Annotated in this window: 29 protein-coding genes; all 29 read left to right on the top strand. The window is 63.1% G+C overall.

Going from position 1 to position 14,836, the window contains the following annotated elements; all coding sequences use genetic code 11:
• The first annotated feature begins 139 nt into the window (after positions 1-139).
• Positions 140-811 (top strand): 50S ribosomal protein L3, encoded by a 672-nt coding sequence (gene rplC, locus I73_RS19930; protein ID WP_022982232.1) that lies wholly within the window; start codon positions 140-142, stop codon positions 809-811.
• Positions 811-1,431, top strand: a complete 621-nt coding sequence (rplD, locus tag I73_RS19925) for a 50S ribosomal protein L4 (RefSeq protein ID WP_022982231.1) — start codon at positions 811-813, stop codon at positions 1,429-1,431. Before rplC ends, rplD begins: the two co-directional genes overlap by 1 nt.
• Positions 1,428-1,739 (top strand): 50S ribosomal protein L23, encoded by a 312-nt coding sequence (gene rplW / locus I73_RS19920; protein WP_022982230.1) that lies wholly within the window; start codon positions 1,428-1,430, stop codon positions 1,737-1,739. The genes rplD and rplW overlap by 4 nt, the downstream gene beginning before the upstream one ends.
• A gap of 3 nt (positions 1,740-1,742) precedes the next feature.
• A complete protein-coding gene (rplB, locus tag I73_RS19915; protein WP_022982229.1) occupies positions 1,743-2,567 on the top strand; it encodes a 50S ribosomal protein L2 in 825 nt (274 codons plus the stop codon).
• 10 nt (positions 2,568-2,577) lie between these two features.
• Positions 2,578-2,853, top strand: a complete 276-nt coding sequence (rpsS, locus tag I73_RS19910; RefSeq protein WP_022982228.1) for a 30S ribosomal protein S19 — start codon at positions 2,578-2,580, stop codon at positions 2,851-2,853.
• Between the two features lie 11 nt (positions 2,854-2,864).
• Positions 2,865-3,194: a 50S ribosomal protein L22 gene (rplV, locus tag I73_RS19905; protein WP_026096979.1), complete on the top strand. Its 330-nt coding sequence runs from the start codon at positions 2,865-2,867 to the stop codon at positions 3,192-3,194.
• Positions 3,195-3,209: 15 nt separating this feature from the next.
• Positions 3,210-4,043, top strand: a complete 834-nt coding sequence (gene rpsC / locus I73_RS19900; protein WP_022982226.1) for a 30S ribosomal protein S3 — start codon at positions 3,210-3,212, stop codon at positions 4,041-4,043.
• Positions 4,044-4,045: 2 nt separating this feature from the next.
• Positions 4,046-4,462, top strand: coding sequence for a 50S ribosomal protein L16 (gene rplP / locus I73_RS19895; protein WP_022982225.1), 417 nt, complete (start codon positions 4,046-4,048; stop codon positions 4,460-4,462).
• A 14-nt stretch (positions 4,463-4,476) separates the two neighbouring features.
• Positions 4,477-4,674: a 50S ribosomal protein L29 gene (gene rpmC / locus I73_RS19890; RefSeq protein WP_022982224.1), complete on the top strand. Its 198-nt coding sequence runs from the start codon at positions 4,477-4,479 to the stop codon at positions 4,672-4,674.
• On the top strand, positions 4,671-4,943 hold the full coding sequence (gene rpsQ / locus I73_RS19885) for a 30S ribosomal protein S17 (protein WP_022982223.1): 273 nt from the start codon (positions 4,671-4,673) through the stop codon (positions 4,941-4,943). Before rpmC ends, rpsQ begins: the two co-directional genes overlap by 4 nt.
• A gap of 323 nt (positions 4,944-5,266) precedes the next feature.
• Entirely contained in the window at positions 5,267-5,635 is a 369-nt protein-coding gene (gene rplN, locus I73_RS19880) for a 50S ribosomal protein L14 (protein WP_022982222.1), read from the top strand.
• A gap of 28 nt (positions 5,636-5,663) precedes the next feature.
• Positions 5,664-5,981 (top strand): 50S ribosomal protein L24, encoded by a 318-nt coding sequence (gene rplX, locus I73_RS19875; RefSeq protein WP_022982221.1) that lies wholly within the window; start codon positions 5,664-5,666, stop codon positions 5,979-5,981.
• Positions 5,982-6,023: 42 nt separating this feature from the next.
• The gene (gene rplE, locus I73_RS19870) at positions 6,024-6,563 is read left to right on the top strand and encodes a 50S ribosomal protein L5 (protein ID WP_026096978.1); all 540 of its coding nucleotides are present in this window, start codon (positions 6,024-6,026) and stop codon (positions 6,561-6,563) included.
• Between the two features lie 8 nt (positions 6,564-6,571).
• The gene (gene rpsN / locus I73_RS19865) at positions 6,572-6,877 is read left to right on the top strand and encodes a 30S ribosomal protein S14 (RefSeq protein WP_022982219.1); all 306 of its coding nucleotides are present in this window, start codon (positions 6,572-6,574) and stop codon (positions 6,875-6,877) included.
• 24 nt (positions 6,878-6,901) lie between these two features.
• Positions 6,902-7,297 carry a 30S ribosomal protein S8 gene (rpsH, locus tag I73_RS19860; RefSeq protein ID WP_022982218.1) on the top strand — a complete coding sequence of 132 codons (396 nt, stop codon included), beginning with the start codon at positions 6,902-6,904 and terminating at the stop codon, positions 7,295-7,297.
• Positions 7,298-7,314: 17 nt separating this feature from the next.
• Complete coding sequence (gene rplF / locus I73_RS19855) at positions 7,315-7,848, top strand: 50S ribosomal protein L6 (RefSeq protein ID WP_026096977.1); 534 nt, start codon at positions 7,315-7,317, stop codon at positions 7,846-7,848.
• Between the two features lie 11 nt (positions 7,849-7,859).
• A complete protein-coding gene (gene rplR, locus I73_RS19850) occupies positions 7,860-8,219 on the top strand; it encodes a 50S ribosomal protein L18 (RefSeq protein ID WP_022982216.1) in 360 nt (119 codons plus the stop codon).
• A gap of 18 nt (positions 8,220-8,237) precedes the next feature.
• Positions 8,238-8,756 carry a 30S ribosomal protein S5 gene (rpsE, locus tag I73_RS19845; RefSeq protein WP_022982215.1) on the top strand — a complete coding sequence of 173 codons (519 nt, stop codon included), beginning with the start codon at positions 8,238-8,240 and terminating at the stop codon, positions 8,754-8,756.
• Between the two features lie 19 nt (positions 8,757-8,775).
• Positions 8,776-8,961: a 50S ribosomal protein L30 gene (gene rpmD, locus I73_RS19840; RefSeq protein WP_022982214.1), complete on the top strand. Its 186-nt coding sequence runs from the start codon at positions 8,776-8,778 to the stop codon at positions 8,959-8,961.
• A 28-nt stretch (positions 8,962-8,989) separates the two neighbouring features.
• The gene (gene rplO, locus I73_RS19835; protein WP_022982213.1) at positions 8,990-9,421 is read left to right on the top strand and encodes a 50S ribosomal protein L15; all 432 of its coding nucleotides are present in this window, start codon (positions 8,990-8,992) and stop codon (positions 9,419-9,421) included.
• A gap of 27 nt (positions 9,422-9,448) precedes the next feature.
• Positions 9,449-10,759, top strand: coding sequence for a preprotein translocase subunit SecY (gene secY / locus I73_RS19830; RefSeq protein WP_022982212.1), 1,311 nt, complete (start codon positions 9,449-9,451; stop codon positions 10,757-10,759).
• Between the two features lie 28 nt (positions 10,760-10,787).
• Entirely contained in the window at positions 10,788-11,006 is a 219-nt protein-coding gene (gene infA, locus I73_RS19825) for a translation initiation factor IF-1 (protein WP_003264140.1), read from the top strand.
• A gap of 27 nt (positions 11,007-11,033) precedes the next feature.
• Positions 11,034-11,147: a 50S ribosomal protein L36 gene (gene rpmJ / locus I73_RS19820; RefSeq protein WP_026096976.1), complete on the top strand. Its 114-nt coding sequence runs from the start codon at positions 11,034-11,036 to the stop codon at positions 11,145-11,147.
• A gap of 26 nt (positions 11,148-11,173) precedes the next feature.
• Entirely contained in the window at positions 11,174-11,539 is a 366-nt protein-coding gene (rpsM, locus tag I73_RS19815) for a 30S ribosomal protein S13 (protein ID WP_022982210.1), read from the top strand.
• Between the two features lie 36 nt (positions 11,540-11,575).
• Complete coding sequence (gene rpsK, locus I73_RS19810) at positions 11,576-11,980, top strand: 30S ribosomal protein S11 (protein ID WP_022982209.1); 405 nt, start codon at positions 11,576-11,578, stop codon at positions 11,978-11,980.
• A 244-nt stretch (positions 11,981-12,224) separates the two neighbouring features.
• Positions 12,225-12,848, top strand: a complete 624-nt coding sequence (gene rpsD / locus I73_RS19805) for a 30S ribosomal protein S4 (protein WP_022982208.1) — start codon at positions 12,225-12,227, stop codon at positions 12,846-12,848.
• A 146-nt stretch (positions 12,849-12,994) separates the two neighbouring features.
• Positions 12,995-13,987 (top strand): DNA-directed RNA polymerase subunit alpha, encoded by a 993-nt coding sequence (locus I73_RS19800; protein ID WP_022982207.1) that lies wholly within the window; start codon positions 12,995-12,997, stop codon positions 13,985-13,987.
• A 113-nt stretch (positions 13,988-14,100) separates the two neighbouring features.
• Positions 14,101-14,493 carry a 50S ribosomal protein L17 gene (rplQ, locus tag I73_RS19795; protein WP_022982206.1) on the top strand — a complete coding sequence of 131 codons (393 nt, stop codon included), beginning with the start codon at positions 14,101-14,103 and terminating at the stop codon, positions 14,491-14,493.
• A gap of 135 nt (positions 14,494-14,628) precedes the next feature.
• Positions 14,629-14,836, top strand: a 208-nt coding sequence (locus I73_RS29300; protein ID WP_148289867.1) for a protein-disulfide reductase DsbD domain-containing protein, incomplete at its 3' end; no start/stop codon positions are given.

Here is a 14,836-nt window from a genome sequence, read left to right as displayed (position 1 = left end):
TTCGTCCACTGTCCGTTTCGGGCGGCTGCATTTCGGTGTGGTGCTCGGTGCGGAGTACGTCGGCCCGGCCAATCGCTGTCGGGTCTGTGAAAAACCCAGCCCTTCGAGCCATTGAGGTCAGAAGGGGCGGAGAAAAACCATGAGTCTGAGCAACCGTCTCGGTTTGCTGGGCCGCAAGGTGGGCATGATGCGCGTGTTCACGGACGATGGCGACGCCATCCCCGTGACCGTGCTCGACGTGTCCAACAACCGCGTCACCCAGGTCAAAACCGTTGAGACCGACGGCTACAGCGCCCTCCAAGTGGCGTTCGGCGCGCGCAAAGCATCGCGCGTGACCAAGCCGGAAGCCGGCCACCTTGCCAAGGCAGGTGTGGAAGCCGGTGAAATCCTGAAGGAATTCCGCGTCGAAGCCACCGTGGCCGCCGAATACAAGGCCGGCGCCACCGTGCCCGTGACGCTGTTCGCCGCGGGCGAGAAGGTCGACGTGCAGGGCACCTCGATCGGTAAGGGCTACGCCGGCACCATCAAGCGCCACAACTTCGGCTCGCAGCGCGCGTCGCACGGTAACAGCCGTTCGCACAACGTGCCGGGCTCGATCTCGATGGCGCAGGATCCGGGCCGCGTGTTCCCGGGCAAGAAGATGACCGGTCACATGGGCGATGAGACCGTGACGACCCAGAACCTGGACATCGTCCGTGTGGACGAAGCCCGCCAGCTGCTGCTGGTCCGTGGCGCGGTGCCGGGCGCCAAGAACGGTTTCGTGACCGTGCGTCCCGCCGTCAAGGCCAAGGTCAAGAAGGGAGCCAACTGATGCAACTCGAGCTCCTGAACGAACAAGGTCAGGCCACCTCGAAGGTGGACGCTCCTGACACCGTGTTTGCCCGCGACTACAACGAAGCGCTGGTGCACCAGATCGTGGTGGCCTATCAGGCCAACGCCCGCTCCGGTACCCGCAAGCAGCTGACCCGTCGCGAGGTTCATCACTCGACCAAGAAGCCTTTCCGCCAGAAGGGCACCGGCAACGCGCGTGCTGGTATGACCTCCTCGCCGCTGTGGCGCGGGGGCGGTCGCATCTTCCCGAACACCCCTGACGAGAACTTCTCGCAGAAGGTCAACAAGAAGATGTACCGCGCTGGCATCGCCACCATCCTGTCCCAGCTGGCCCGTGACGGCCGTCTGGCGGTGGTGGACTCGCTGACGGTGGAAGCGCCCAAGACCAAGCTGCTGGCCTCGAAGTTCAAGGCCATGGGTCTGGACTCCGTGATGGTCATCACCGACCAGCTGGACGACAACCTGGCGCTGGCTTCGCGCAACCTGCACAACGTGCTGGTGGTCGAGCCCCGTTACGCCGATCCGCTGTCGCTGGTCTTCTACAAGAAGGTGCTGGTGACCAAGGCTGCGGTGGAACAGCTCAAGGAGATGTTCGAATGAGCGCCAAGTTCAATGAGGGCCGTCTGGCCCAGGTGCTGGTCGCCCCGGTGATCTCCGAGAAGGCCACCCAGGTTGCTGAGAAGCACAACCAGGTCCTGTTCAAGGTCCTGCGTGACGCCACCAAGCCCGAGATCAAGGCCGCCGTCGAGCTGCTGTTCAAGGTCGAGGTTGAGTCGGTGTCCGTCGTCAACGTGAAGGGCAAGGTCAAGCGCTTCGGCAAGAACATGGGCCGTCGGGACCATGTCAAGAAGGCGTACGTCGCGCTGAAGGCCGGCCAGGAGCTCAACTTCTCCGGGGAGGCCGCGTAAATCATGGCAGTCGTCAAAGTCAAGCCGACCTCGCCCGGCCGTCGCGCCGTCGTCAAGGTCGTTCACAAGCACCTGCACAAGGGCGCTCCGGAAGCTTCGCTGCTGGAACCGCAAAAGCAGAATGCTGGCCGCAACAACAACGGCCACATCACGATGCGCCACAAGGGCGGTGGTCACAAGCACCACTACCGTGTGGTGGACTTCAAGCGCAACAAGGACGGCATCCCCGCCAAGGTTGAGCGCATCGAGTACGACCCGAACCGCACGGCCCACATCGCTCTGGTGTGCTATGCCGACGGTGAGCGTCGCTACATCATCGCGCCGCGCGGTCTGGAAGTCGGTGCCACCATCCTGAGCGGCTCGGAAGCGCCGATCAAGGCTGGCAACACCCTGCCGATCCGCAACATCCCCGTGGGTTCGACCATCCACTGCGTGGAACTGCTGCCGGGCAAGGGCGCCCAGATCGCCCGCTCGGCCGGTACCGCGGTGACCCTGATGGCCCGCGAAGGCGCCTACGCTCAGGTCCGCCTGCGCTCCGGTGAAGTGCGCAAGATCCACATCGATTGCCGCGCCACCATCGGTGAAGTGAGCAACGAAGAGCACAACCTGCGTCAATACGGCAAGGCCGGTGCGATCCGCTGGAAGGGCATCCGCCCGACCGTCCGCGGTACCGCCATGAACCCGGTGGACCACCCGCACGGTGGTGGCGAAGGCCGTACGGGCGAAGGCCAGGCTCCGGTGTCGCCGTGGAACACGCTGACCAAGGGCTACCGCACTCGCAACAACAAGCGCACGCAGACTTTCATCGTCTCGCGTCGCAAGAAGTAAGGGCTGGACCATGGCACGTTCACTCAAGAAGGGTCCGTTCGTGGACCATCACCTTCAAGCCAAGGCCGAAAAGGCCGTGGCCACGAAGGACAAGAAGCCGATCAAGACCTGGTCTCGTCGTTCGACGATCCTGCCCGACTTCATCGGTCTGACCATTGCCGTGCACAACGGCAAGCAGCATGTCCCCGTGTACGTGACCGACCAAATGGTCGGCCACAAGCTGGGCGAGTTCGCGCTGACCCGCACGTTCAAGGGTCACCCCGCGGACAAGAAGGCCAAGAAGTAAGGAGCACCGACATGGAAACGAAAGCAATCGTCCGTGGTGTGCGCCTGTCGGTGGACAAGGGTCGCCTGGTGGCTGACCTGATCCGTGGCAAGAAGGTGGACCAGGCTCTGAACATCCTGGCCTACACCCAAAAGAAGGCCGCGGGCATCGTCAAGAAGGCGCTGGAAAGCGCCATCGCCAACGCCGAGCACAACGACGGCGCGGACATCGACGAACTGAAGGTCACCTCGATCTACGTGGAGCAGGGCACGACCCTGAAGCGTTTCACCGCGCGCGCCAAGGGCCGCGGCAACCGCATCAGCAAGCCGACCTGCCACATCTACGTGACCGTGGGCAACTGAGGCTAAAGGAAGACCATGGGACAGAAAATCCATCCGACCGGCTTCCGCCTGCCCGTCACCCGTGCGTGGGCGTCTCGCTGGTACGCGAACAACCGCAACTTCGCCGGCATGCTGGCCGAAGACCTGGAGGTGCGTGAGTACCTCAAGGCTCGCCTGAAGAATGCCGCCGTGTCGCGCATCCTGATCGAGCGTCCTGCCAAGAACGCCCGCATCACGATCTACTCCGCCCGTCCGGGTGTGGTGATCGGCAAGAAGGGTGAGGACATCGAAAACCTGAAGGCCGAACTGACCAAGCGTCTGGGCGTGCCGGTGGCCGTGAACATCGAGGAAGTGCGCAAGCCCGAAATCGATGCTCAGCTGATCGCCGACTCGATCACCCAGCAGCTGGAAAAGCGCATCATGTTCCGCCGCGCCATGAAGCGCGCGATGCAGAACGCGATGCGTCTGGGCGCCCAGGGCATCAAGATCATGTCCGGCGGCCGTCTGAACGGCATCGAAATCGCCCGTACCGAGTGGTACCGCGAAGGTCGCGTGCCCCTGCACACCCTGAAGGCCGACATCGACTATGGCTTCTCCGAAGCCAAGACGACCTACGGCGTGATCGGCGTGAAGGTGTGGGTGTACCGCGGTGACCGCCTGGCCAACGGCGAGGCCCCCGTGATCAAGAGCGAAGGCCCCGAAGAGGATCGCCGTCCGCGCCGCAACGCCCGTCCGGGCGCTCCGGCCGGCCGTGGTCGCCCGGGTGACCGTGCCCCGCGTGGTGACAAGCCCGCTGAGGCCGGTGCCGCGCCCGCTGCCGTCAAGCGCGTCCGCAAGGCCGCTCCGGCTGCCGAGGGCAAAGGAGAATAAGCATGCTGCAACCATCCCGTCGCAAGTTCCGCAAGGAACAGAAGGGCCGCAACACGGGTGTCGCCACCCGTGGCGCGCTGGTGTCCTTCGGTGAGTACGGCCTGAAGGCAACCGAGCGTGGTCGTCTGACCGCGCGTCAGATCGAAGCGGCCCGTCGTGCGATCTCCCGCCACATCAAGCGTGGTGGTCGCATCTTCATCCGCATCTTCCCGGACAAGCCGATCTCGCAGAAGCCTGCCGAAGTCCGTATGGGTAACGGTAAGGGCAACCCGGAGTACTACGTGGCTGAGATTCAGCCCGGCAAGGTGCTCTACGAGATCAACGGTGTGCCGGAAGAGCTGGCCCGCGAAGCGTTCACGCTGGCTGCTGCGAAGCTGCCGCTGCGTTGCACCTTCGTGGCCCGCCAGATCGGCGCCTGAGAGGAGCATTCCACATGAAAGCATCTGAACTGCGCGCCAAGGATGTCGCTGCGCTCGAGAAGGAAGTCTCCGACCTCCTGAAGGCGCACTTCAACCTGCGCATGCAAAAGGGCACCCAACAGCTGGGCAACACCTCGCTGCTGGGCAAGACCCGCCGCGACATCGCCCGTGCCAAGACCATCCTGGCCGAGAAGAAGGGAGCCGCGAAGTGAGCGAGACCCAAGCCACCAAGAACACGCGCACCCTGATCGGTCGCGTGGTGAGCGACAAGCGCTCCAAGTCGGTGACCGTGCTGGTCGAGAGCCGCGTCAAGCACCCGCTGTACGGCAAGATCGTCGGTCAGTCCCGCAAGTACCACGCCCATGACGAAAAGGGCGAGTACCACATGGGCGACACCGTCGAGATCGCCGAGTCGCGTCCCATCTCCAAGACCAAGAACTGGGTGGTGACCCGCCTGGTCGAGAAGGCCCGTCTGGTCTGATCGAACGTCTGGGGCGCTTGCGTCCTGGATCAGCAGCCGGAAGGTGTGCCAAAGCACCTTCCGGTTTTTTCGTTTCTCGACGGCCGACGTGTTGACAACGTCAGGCTGGCTGTGGATAATAATCAGCTTCGCCGGAAAAGGTGTGGCTGTAAGACTTGTTGGCCCTTGTGGGCGGGCGGGTCGACCCAGCCAAGGCCGTTTCGGTTTCAGCCCAAGCGGCAGCTGTTTCGCGTTTGCGAGGTGGTTGCAAGACGGGCCCAATACTGACCGCTCGCGCGTCGCCAAGGGGGTGAGGTGGGGCGGGAGCAAGTTGGGGAATACACATGATTCAAATGCAATCGCGGCTTGACGTCGCGGACAACACTGGCGCCAAGTCCGTCATGTGCATCAAGGTGCTGGGCGGCTCCAAGCGTCGCTACGCCGGCATTGGCGACATCATCAAGGTCAGCATCAAGGATGCTGCCCCGCGCGGTCGCGTGAAGAAGGGTGAGGTCTACAGCGCCGTCGTCGTGCGTACCGCCAAGGGCGTGCGCCGCCAGGACGGCTCGCTGATCAAGTTCGACGGCAACGCTGCCGTGCTGCTGAACGCCAAGCTCGAACCGATCGGCACCCGCATCTTTGGCCCGGTGACCCGTGAACTGCGCTCCGAGCGCTTCATGAAGATCGTGTCGCTGGCGCCGGAAGTTCTTTGATCGGCCTGGTGCAGAAAAAGGAAACGCGATGAACAAGATTCGCAAGGGCGACCATGTGGTCGTGCTGACCGGCCGTGACAAGGGCAAGCGTGGCACCGTGCTGGAGCGCGTGGATGCCGACCATGTGGTGGTCGAAGGCATCAACGTCGCCAAGAAGCACGTCAAGCCGAACCCCATGAAGGGCACGACCGGTGGCGTGGTGGACAAGACCATGCCGATCCACCAGTCGAACGTCGCCATCTGGAACGCGGCCGCTGGCAAGGCGGACCGTGTGGGCATCAAGACCGCTGCCGATGGCAAGCGCGTCCGGGTGTTCAAGTCCTCCGGTGAAGAGATCAAGGCTTAAGGCGGGGTACCCAGCATGAGTCAACAGCAACAAGCTGCAGTCATCGCCCGACTGCAAGCCTTCTACAAAGAGAAGGTGGTCCCCGACATGATGGCCAAGTTTGGCTACAAGTCGGTGATGGAAGTGCCGCGCCTGACCAAGATCACCCTGAACATGGGTGTCAGCGAAGCCGTGGCCGACAAGAAGGTCATGGACCACGCCGTGGGCGACCTGACCAAGATCGCCGGCCAGAAGCCCGTCGTCACCAAGTCCCGCAAGGCCATTGCCGGCTTCAAGATCCGCGACGGCGTGCCCATCGGCTGCATGGTGACCCTGCGCGGCGCCCGCATGTACGAATTCCTGGACCGCTTCGTGACGATCGCGCTGCCCCGCGTGCGCGACTTCCGCGGTATCTCGGGTCGTGCGTTCGATGGCCGTGGCAACTACAACATCGGCGTCAAGGAACAGATCATCTTCCCGGAAATCGAGTACGACAAGATCGACGCGATCCGTGGCATGAACATCTCGTTCACGACCAGCGCCAAGACCGACGAAGAGTGCAAGGCCCTGCTGGCTGCCTTCCGCTTCCCGTTCAAGAACTGAGGTGACACGTGGCTAAACTTTCCCTCAAGCAACGCGAAGAAAAGCGCGAGAAGCTGGTGGCCAAGTACGCGAAGAAGTACGCCGAGCTCAAGGCCATCATCGACAACGCGAACAAGTCGGATGAAGAGCGCTATGTGGCTCGCCTCGAGCTGCAGAAGCTGCCGCGCAACGCCAACCCGACCCGTCTGCGCAACCGCTGCGCCCTGACCGGTCGTCCCCGCGGCACTTTCCGCACCTTCGGCCTGGCCCGTAACAAGATCCGCGAACTCGCCTTCAAGGGCGACATTCCTGGCGTGATCAAGGCCAGCTGGTAATCGAGGCGAATTGGAGAAAACGCTATGAGCATGAGTGATCCCATCGCCGACATGCTGACCCGCATCCGTAACGCGCAGGCCGTCGACAAGGTCTCCGTGGTGATGCCGGCGTCGAAGCTGAAGGTGGCCATCGCCCAGGTGCTGAAGGACGAAGGCTACATCGACGGTTTCGCCGTGAAGGGCGAAGCTGGCAAGAGCGAGCTGGAAATCGGTCTGAAGTACTACGCCGGTCGTCCCGTCATCGAGCGCATCGAGCGCGTGAGCCGTCCTGGCCTGCGCATCTACCGCGGTCGTGACGCCATTCCCCAGGTCATGAACGGCCTGGGTGTGGCCATCGTCACCACCCCCAAGGGCGTGATGACCGATCGCAAGGCGCGCGCTGCCGGTGTCGGTGGCGAAGTGCTGTGCTACGTGGCCTAACGGAAGGAGTCGAGCAAATGTCCCGCGTTGGAAAGATGCCGATCGCCGTCCCGCAAGGCGTGGATGTGAAGATCGCCGCTGACCAGATCACCGTGAAGGGCGCCAATGGCACCCTGGTGCGCGCTGCGCACCCGCTGGTCTCGGTCAAGCAAGAAGGCGCCGCCCTGCAGGTGGCTCCGGTCAACGAAACGACCGAAGCCAACGCCATGAGCGGTACCGTCCGTGCGCTGCTGGCCAACATGGTCAACGGCGTGAGCAAGGGCTTCGAGAAGAAGCTGAGCCTGGTGGGCGTGGGCTTCCGTGCCCAAGCCCAAGGCCAGAAGCTGAATCTGCAGATCGGCTTCTCTCACCCGGTCGTCAAGGAAATGCCGGCTGGCATCTCCGTGGCCACGCCGACCCCGACTGAAATCATCATCAAGGGCGCAGACAGCCAGGTGGTGGGTCAGCTGGCGGCTGAAGTTCGCGCGTTCCGGCCGCCGGAGCCCTACAAGGGCAAGGGCATCCGCTACGTCGACGAGCGCGTGGTCATCAAAGAGACCAAGAAGAAGTAAGGAGCGACACCATGCTGAACAAGAAGGAACAGCGTCTGCGTCGTGCGCGTCAAACTCGCGCCCGCATCGCCAAGCAAGGCGTCGCTCGCCTGACGGTCTACCGTTCGAACACCCACATCTACGCTTCCGTCATCTCCGAGGACGGCGCCAAGGTGGTGGCTTCGGCGTCGACCGTGGAAAAGGAACTGCGCGAGCAGCTGTCGGGCAACGGTGGCAACGCTGCCGCCGCCGCGCTGGTCGGCAAGCGCATCGCCGAGAAGGCCAAGGCTGCCGGCGTCGAGAAGGTGGCCTTCGACCGTGCGGGCTTTGCCTACCACGGCCGCATCAAGGCACTGGCCGACGCGGCGCGTGAAGCCGGTCTGCAGTTCTGATCGCGAAGGAATACAGAAATGGCAAAGTTCACTCCCCGCGCTCAGGCGGAAGGCAATGACGACGGCCTGAAGGAAAAGATGATCGCGGTCAACCGCGTGACGAAGGTGGTCAAGGGTGGTCGCACCCTCAGCTTCGCCGCGCTGACCGTGGTGGGCGATGGCGACGGCCGCGTCGGCATGGGCAAGGGCAAGGCCAAGGAAGTGCCGGTGTCGGTGCAGAAGGCCATGGAATCCGCCCGTCGCAACATGGTCAAGGTCAGCCTGAAGAACGGCACCATCCACCACCGCGTGGAAGGTGAGCACGGTGCGGCTCGCGTGCTGATGATGCCCGCTCCCGCGGGTACCGGCATCATCGCGGGCGGCCCGATGCGCGCTGTCTTCGAAGTGCTGGGCATCACCGACATCGTGGCCAAGAGCCATGGCACGTCGAATGCCTACAACATGGTGCGTGCCACGCTGGATGCGCTGAAGAACCTCACCACCCCGGCTGAAGTCGCTGCCAAGCGCGGCAAGTCGGTGGAAGAGATCTTCAACTGATCGGCCCAGGAGAATCGCAATGACGGAAGCCAAGAAGACCCTCAAGGTCAAGCTGGTCAAGAGCCCGATCGGCTGCAAGCAGTCTCACCGTGAGACCGTGCGTGGCTTGGGCCTGCGTCGCATGAACAGCGAGCGCGTCCTCGAGGACACGCCCGCCGTGCGTGGCATGATCAACAAGATTGCCTACCTGGTCCAGGTGCTGTAAGGCGCCCACCGGTACAAGGAAAAGCAACATGGAACTCAATACCATCAAGCCGGCCGACGGCTCCAAGCACGCCAAGCGTCGCGTGGGTCGCGGCATCGGCTCTGGCCTGGGCAAGACCGCGGGTCGCGGCCACAAGGGTCAGAAGTCCCGCGCTGGCGGCTACCACAAGGTCGGCTTCGAAGGCGGTCAGATGCCCATGCATCGTCGCCTGCCCAAGCGCGGCTTCAAGTCGGCTCTGCTGAAGTACAACGCCGAGATCACCTTGAGTGAGCTGCAGGCGCTGGACCTGGCCGAAGTCGACGTGCTGGCCCTGAAGCAGGTTGGCCTGGTGGCCCAGATCGTGAAGAACGTGAAGGTCATCAAGTCCGGCGAGCTGTCCAAGAAGGTGGTCCTGAAGGGTGTCGGCGCAACCGCCGGTGCCAAGGCCGCCATCGAGGCCGCTGGCGGCCAAGTCGCCTGAGTCTGATCGTCAGAGGACCCCACGCCTGTGGCAACCGCTCCCAATCAGCTGGCCAAGACTGGTAAGTTCGGCGACCTGCGTCGCCGGCTGACCTTCCTGCTGCTGGCTCTGGTCGTCTACCGGATCGGCGCGCACATTCCCGTGCCCGGCATCAATCCGCAGCAGCTGCAGTCCCTGTTCCAGGGGCAGCAGGGCGGCATCCTGAACCTGTTCAACATGTTCTCGGGTGGCGCGCTGTCGCGGTTCACGGTGTTCGCGCTGGGCATCATGCCCTACATCTCGGCCTCGATCATCATGCAGCTCATGAGCTATGTGGTGCCGAGCCTGGAGGCGCTGAAGAAGGAAGGCGAATCCGGTCGTCGCAAGATCACGCAGTACACCCGCTACGGCACCCTGGTGCTGGGCCTCTTCCAGTCCCTGGGCATCGCCCTGGCGCTGGAAGGCTCGCAGGGCCTGGTGCTGGATCCGGGCTTCGGCTTCCGTGTCACCACGGTGGTCAGCCTGGTGGCCGGCACCATGTTCCTGATGTGGCTGGGTGAGCAGATCACCGAGCGTGGTCTGGGCAACGGCATCTCGATCCTGATCTTCGGTGGTATTGCGGCGGGTCTGCCCAACGCCATCGGGGGGCTGTTCGAGCTGGTTCGTACCGGTGCGATGAGCGTGATCGCCTGCCTGTTCGTCATCGCCATCGTCATCCTGGTGACCTTCGCCGTGGTGTTCGTGGAGCGTGGTCAGCGCAAGATCCTGGTGAACTACGCCAAGCGTCAGGTGGGCAACAAGGTGTACGGCGGTCAGTCGTCGCACCTGCCGCTCAAGCTGAACATGTCGGGCGTGATTCCGCCGATCTTCGCGTCGTCGATCATCCTGTTGCCGGCGACGGTGGTGGGTTGGTTCGCCACTGGTGACAACATGCGCTGGCTGAAGGACATCTCGGGGGCGCTGTCTCCGGGTCAGCCGATCTATGTGCTGCTGTATGCCGCCATGATCGTGTTCTTCAGCTTCTTCTACACGGCGCTGGTGTTCAACAGCCGGGAGACCGCGGACAACCTGAAGAAGAGCGGCGCCTTCATCCCCGGGATCCGTCCTGGCGATCAGACGGCCAAGCACATTGACAGGATCCTCTCGCGTCTCACGTTTGCTGGCGCGATCTACATCACGCTGGTGTGCCTGCTGCCGGAGTTCCTGGTTCTGAAGTACAACGTGCCGTTCTATTTCGGTGGCACGTCCCTGTTGATCATCGTGGTGGTGACGATGGACTTCTGGGCCCAGGTGCAGTCTTATGTGATGAGTCAGCAGTACGAGTCACTGTTGAAGAAGGCGAATTTCAAGGCAAGCTGAACAGGCTACGGTTCAGCGTGGGTTGAACATGGCGAAAGACGACGTCATCCAGATGCAGGGTGAAGTTCTGGAGAACCTGCCCAACGCCACCTTCCGGGTCAAACTGGAAAACGGGCATGTGGTTCTGGGACACATCTCCGGCAAGATGCGCATGCACTACATCCGCATCCTGCCTGGTGACAAGGTGACGGTCGAGTTGACGCCCTACGATTTGAGTCGCGCTCGCATCGTCTTCCGGGCGAAGTGAGTGTTAGAGAAGGTCAAGGAGAAGATCATGAAAGTCGCAGCATCTGTGAAGAAGATGTGCCGCAATTGCAAGATCATCCGCCGCCACGGCGTGGTGCGCGTGATCTGCACCGACCCCCGCCACAAGCAGCGGCAAGGTTGAGCTGAGAGCGAATCCAAGGAAGCACCATGGCACGTATTGCTGGTATCAACATTCCGCCGCAAAAGCACGCGGAAATCGGTCTGACCTACATCTACGGCATCGGCCGTACGACGGCGCAGAAGATCTGCGAAGCGGTCGGTATTCCCTTTTCGAAGAAGGTCAAGGACCTGACCGACAGCGACCTGGAAAAGATCCGGGATGAAGTCGGCAAGCTGACCATCGAAGGCGACCTGCGTCGCGAACAGTCCATGAACATCAAGCGATTGATGGACCTGGGCTGCTACCGCGGCTTCCGTCATCGCCGTGGTCTGCCGATGCGCGGCCAGCGTACCCGCACCAATGCCCGCACCCGCAAGGGTCCGCGCAAGGGTGCCGCCGCGCTGAAGAAGTGAGCCCGGCTCCAACCGAACATCTGAAGAGATAAAGACATGGCCAAGTCCCCTGCCAACAGCGCCGCTCGGCGTGTGAGCAAGAAGGTCCGCAAGAACGTGGCGGACGGCATTGCCCACGTGCACGCGTCGTTCAACAACACCATCATCACCATCACCGATCGTCAGGGCGGCGCGCTGTCCTGGGCTTCGTCGGGTGGTCAGGGTTTCAAGGGTTCCCGCAAGTCGACCCCGTTCGCGGCCCAGGTGGCTGCCGAAATGGCCGGCCGCGCTGCGCAAGAGCAGGGCATCAAGAACCTGGACGTCCGCATCAAGGGCCCGGGCCCCGGCCGTGAGTCGTCGGTGCGTGCCCTGGCTTCGCTGGGCATCCGGATCAACTCGATCTCGGACATCACCCCGATCCCGCACAACGGCTGCCGCCCTCAAAAGCGTCGCCGCATCTAACTTGCAGTGAGGGCGCTGCCCTCGCTATAATTTAGAGTTACCTGAAACGCCGGCTGCGGAGCGATCCGCCGTCGGCTGTTTCAACTCTCAGTCCGAAACGGCCGCGCGCCATGCGCGTCTGGCCTGTACAGGACGCCACCGTCTGAGCGCATCCAACAATACCCGCCAGACTTGCGTGGTCCACCGTGCCGCTGCCTGTGCAGCCTTCGGTCGGGTCACGTCAGATTAGACAAAGGACACTGCAGTGGCACGTTATCTTGGCCCCAAGGCGAAACTGTCTCGCCGCGAAGGCACCGACCTGTTCCTGAAGAGCGCCCGCCGCGCCATCAGCGACAAGGCGAAGTTCGAATCCAAGCCTGGCCAGCACGGCCGCACCTCGGGCTCGCGCACCTCCGACTTCGGTCTGCAGCTGCGTGAGAAGCAGAAGGTGAAGCGCATGTACGGCGTGCTGGAGCGTCAGTTCCGCCGCTACTTCGCCGAGGCCGACCGCCGCCGCGGCAACACCGGTGCCAACCTGCTGGCTCTGCTGGAATGCCGTCTGGACAACGTGGTGTACCGCATGGGCTTCGGCTCGACCCGTGCCGAGGCCCGTCAGCTGGTCTCGCACAAGGCCCTGACCGTGAATGGCATCGTGGTGAACATCGCCTCTTACCAAGTCAAGGTCGGTGACGTGATCGCCATCCGCGAAAAGGCCAAGAAGCAGCTGCGCGTTGCCGACGCCCTGAAGCTGGCCGACTCCATCGGTCTGCCGGCCTGGGTGCAGGTCGACATCTCCAAGATGGAAGGCGTGTTCAAGAAGGTGCCGGACCGTGATGAGTTCGGTGCCGAGATCAATGAATCGCTGATCGTCGAGTTGTACTCGCGTTGATGACGATTCGGGCCTGCGCTCGCTCGTGCGCCAGGTCGAATCCCGCTGCGGCATGCCGGTTCCGCGGCGGGTTTTTGTGCTTCCGGCGTGGTCCGTCAGCCTTATCGGTGTAACGAGCCGAGGGTATTGAGAGGAACAGGACTTACATGCAAACCAATCTGCTGAAACCCAAAGCCATCGTTGCGGAGCCCCTGGGTGGCAACCGCGCCAAGGTCACGCTGGAGCCCTTCGAGCGGGGCTATGGCCACACGCTGGGCAACGCGCTGCGTCGCGTGCTGCTGTCGTCGATGGTGGGTTACGCACCGACCGAGGTCACCATCGCCGGTGTGCTGCATGAGTACTCCACCGTCGACGGCGTGGCCGAGGACGTGGTGCACATCATGCTGAACCTCAAGGGCGTGGTGTTCCGTCTGCACAACCGTGACGAGGTCACGCTGGTGCTGCGCAAGGAAGGTGAAGGTCCCGTCAAGGCTTCCGACATCCAGACCCCGCACGACGTCGAGATCGTCAACCCCGACCACGTGATCGCCCATCTGGCCCAAGGTGGCAAGCTGGACATGCAGATCAAGGTGGAAAAGGGCCGTGGCTATGTGCCGGGCAACCTGCGCCGCTATGCCGACGAGCCGACCAAGTCGATCGGTCGCATCGTGCTGGACGCCTCCTTCTCGCCGGTCAAGCGCGTGAGCTATGCGGTCGAGAACGCCCGCGTGGAACAGCGTACCGACCTGGACAAGCTGGTCATGGAGATCGAGACCAACGGCGCCATTTCGCCGGAAGAAGCGATCCGTGCCTCGGCCAAGATCCTGGTGGAGCAGCTGGCCGTGTTCGCGCAACTGGACGGCGATGTGCTGACCGGTCTGGGCGAGCCTGGCAGCGCCAAGAGCTCGGCCGTGTTCGATCCGATCCTGCTGCGTCCGGTGGATGAGCTCGAGTTGACCGTGCGTTCGGCCAACTGCCTGAAGGCCGAGAACATCTACTACATCGGCGATCTGATCCAGCGTACCGAGACCGAGCTGCTGAAGACCCCGAACCTGGGTCGCAAGTCGCTCAACGAAATCAAGGAAGTGCTGGCATCGCGCGGCCTGACCCTGGGCGCCCGTCTGGAAAACTGGCCGCCCCAAGGTCTGGACAAGCGCTGATCTGTTGTTTTGGGAGCCGGCGAACGCCGGCCCCGTTTAGCCGCCCTCAAGGGCACTGTGCACACCCCGGTACCTGATCCGGCCGGGGTTCCATAAAGAGAAAGGAAAGCACCATGCGTCACCGTAACGGTCTCCGCAAGCTCAACCGCACCAGCGAACACCGCGCCGCCATGCTGCGCAACATGTCCGTGTCGCTGCTGCAGCACGAAGCCATCAAGACCACCCTGCCCAAGGCCAAGGAACTGCGTCGCGTCGTCGAGCCGCTGATCACCCTGGCCAAGGTCGACACCGTCGCCAACCGCCGCCTGGCCTTCGCCCGCCTGCGTGACCGCGACATCGTCACCAAGCTGTTCAACGACCTGGGCAAGCGCTTCAGCACCCGTCCGGGCGGCTACACCCGCATCCTGAAGATGGGCTTCCGCGTGGGCGACAATGCCCCCATGGCCTTCGTCGAACTGGTGGACCGCCCCGAGGAGGCTGCGGCCGCCGGGGAAGCCGCCGAGTAAGGTCGGCGTCGCCACCTGACGTGGCGTGTCGCCTCCCGACAGAAGAAGGGTCAGCCGAGCGCTGGCCCTTTTTTCTTGGGGGGGTCCGCTCCGCTTTCGGAACCCAGGCGCCTTGGCGCCGTCTGAGTGTCCATCATGCTGCAGTCTGTCCTTGCTTGTTTCCGTTCCAGTGCTCTGCGCTGGCTGTTGCCTCTGCTGGCGATCCTGGGGGGCGGTGGGCTCGCCCATGCGGCCGGGGACGACTTTCTCGATCCCGAACAGGCCTTTGTGCTGGCGGCCCCGATGGCGCAGGACAAGGCGGTCGCGCTGAGCTTCCAGATCACGCCGGGCTACTACCTGTACC

It is taken from the genome of Ideonella sp. B508-1 (genome assembly GCF_000333615.1).
Lineage (GTDB): Bacteria > Pseudomonadota > Gammaproteobacteria > Burkholderiales > Burkholderiaceae_C > Ideonella.
The sequence above is the reverse complement of the archived record's forward strand: the minus strand, read 5'-3'. Positions and strand labels throughout refer to the sequence as shown.